General features: G+C 36.7%; 2 protein-coding genes and 1 pseudogene. 1 reads left to right on the top strand and 2 read right to left on the bottom strand.

The window, feature by feature from the left end; genetic code table 11:
- A pseudogene (locus V7659_RS19960) lies at positions 1–202 on the top strand (GNAT family N-acetyltransferase); the annotation flags it as partial.
- Positions 203–256: 54 nt separating this feature from the next.
- Here the strand turns inward: V7659_RS19960 and V7659_RS19955 are convergent.
- Positions 257–415 carry a hypothetical protein gene (locus tag V7659_RS19955; RefSeq protein WP_186328562.1) on the bottom strand — a complete coding sequence of 53 codons (159 nt, stop codon included), beginning with the start codon at positions 413–415 and terminating at the stop codon, positions 257–259.
- A gap of 91 nt (positions 416–506) precedes the next feature.
- The coding region (locus tag V7659_RS19950) for an SDR family oxidoreductase (RefSeq protein WP_335541673.1) at positions 507–1,211 on the bottom strand (705 nt) is incomplete at its 5' end.

Below are 1,211 nucleotides of genomic sequence, written 5' to 3'. Positions count from 1 at the left end.
GGTTAATATTCGCTCAATCAAAGCAGCTGAAAAACTACCTTATGTAATAAAAGCAAACGAAACGAGAAAATCTATATATGAACAATTGAACGCAAATGGTGACGTATATGATTTGTATGAAATACCTAAGGATCAGTACACTTTCTACCTAATGCGGAATGGCGCTGGTCAATCAGACGATTCACAATTGTTGGAAGCATAAAAAAAGCAATCGGCCTTTTCCGATTGCTTTTTGTTTAGGATTTTATTCAATATATTATTCCGTTACGTTTTGTTCAATCGTTTCATTCACGTCATTTAGACCCATTTGGAGCAAAAATTCGTCTAATTCCTCATTTGTTAATGTTTCAAAGCGGCCATCATGAAAAAATACCTGGGTTTGATTAGGGTTTATTCTGTTCATATTAAAACTCATATTCTTTGCTCCTTTCATAGATGATTATTATCTATTGTCAACAAAAAGAGCAGTTTTCATTCTAGAAAATCAAATAGTTCAAAAAATTATACTAATTCTTATGAACCTTCCCTAATACATCTAATCCCCCAGTTATAGGGATGATACTACCTGTAATAAAATCTGATTTTTCGTCTACCAAGAATGCAATGACTCTTGCTATATCTTCACCTGTTCCATACCTGCCAATCGGGGCATTTCCCTTCATTCCCCTTGCATCATGAATATTACTTTCTTTCCATTGGTTAATGATATCTCCTGGACAAACCATATTTGCCGTAATCCCATGTTCCGCTTCCTCAATCGCTATAGTTCTTGTAAGTGAGGCCAAACCTGTCTTGGCTGCAGCAAAGGCTGACCGATATATCCAACCTGGTGAAGTTTCAACGCGATCATATCCAAATGTAATAATTCTCCCCCATTTTTGGTTACGCATGGAAGGGATAACTAGTTTAGTCAAATAAAAAACAGAGCTTAAATTTCCTTGGACTACATAGTTCCATTCCTCGAAGGAGTAGTCGGCCAGCTTTTTTCGTTCATGGATGTAAGGACCTGCATTATGGACTAAAACATCCACAGTACGGTAAGCAGCCAGTGTTTCAGTAATAATTCGGATACAATCCTCCTTGTTTGCTACATCGCCTTGTACAACAATATTTTTGTTTCCAAAACATTCAGTCAATTGGTTTGCTAAAGAAATAGCCTCTGTTTCACTATTACGATAGTTTATGGCTAGCTGATAACCATTTTCCGCGAG

The sequence above is a fragment of the Neobacillus drentensis genome, assembly GCF_036966985.1.
Lineage (GTDB): Bacteria > Bacillota > Bacilli > Bacillales > Cytobacillaceae > Neobacillus > Neobacillus drentensis_E.
This window is presented reverse-complemented; position numbering and strand designations above follow the sequence as displayed.

Bases quoted from the DNA above. Each gene is read 5' to 3' on its own strand.
- V7659_RS19955 (WP_186328562.1), bottom strand. From the start codon at position 415: ATGAGTTTTAATATGAACAGAATAAACCCTAATCAAACCCAGGTATTT.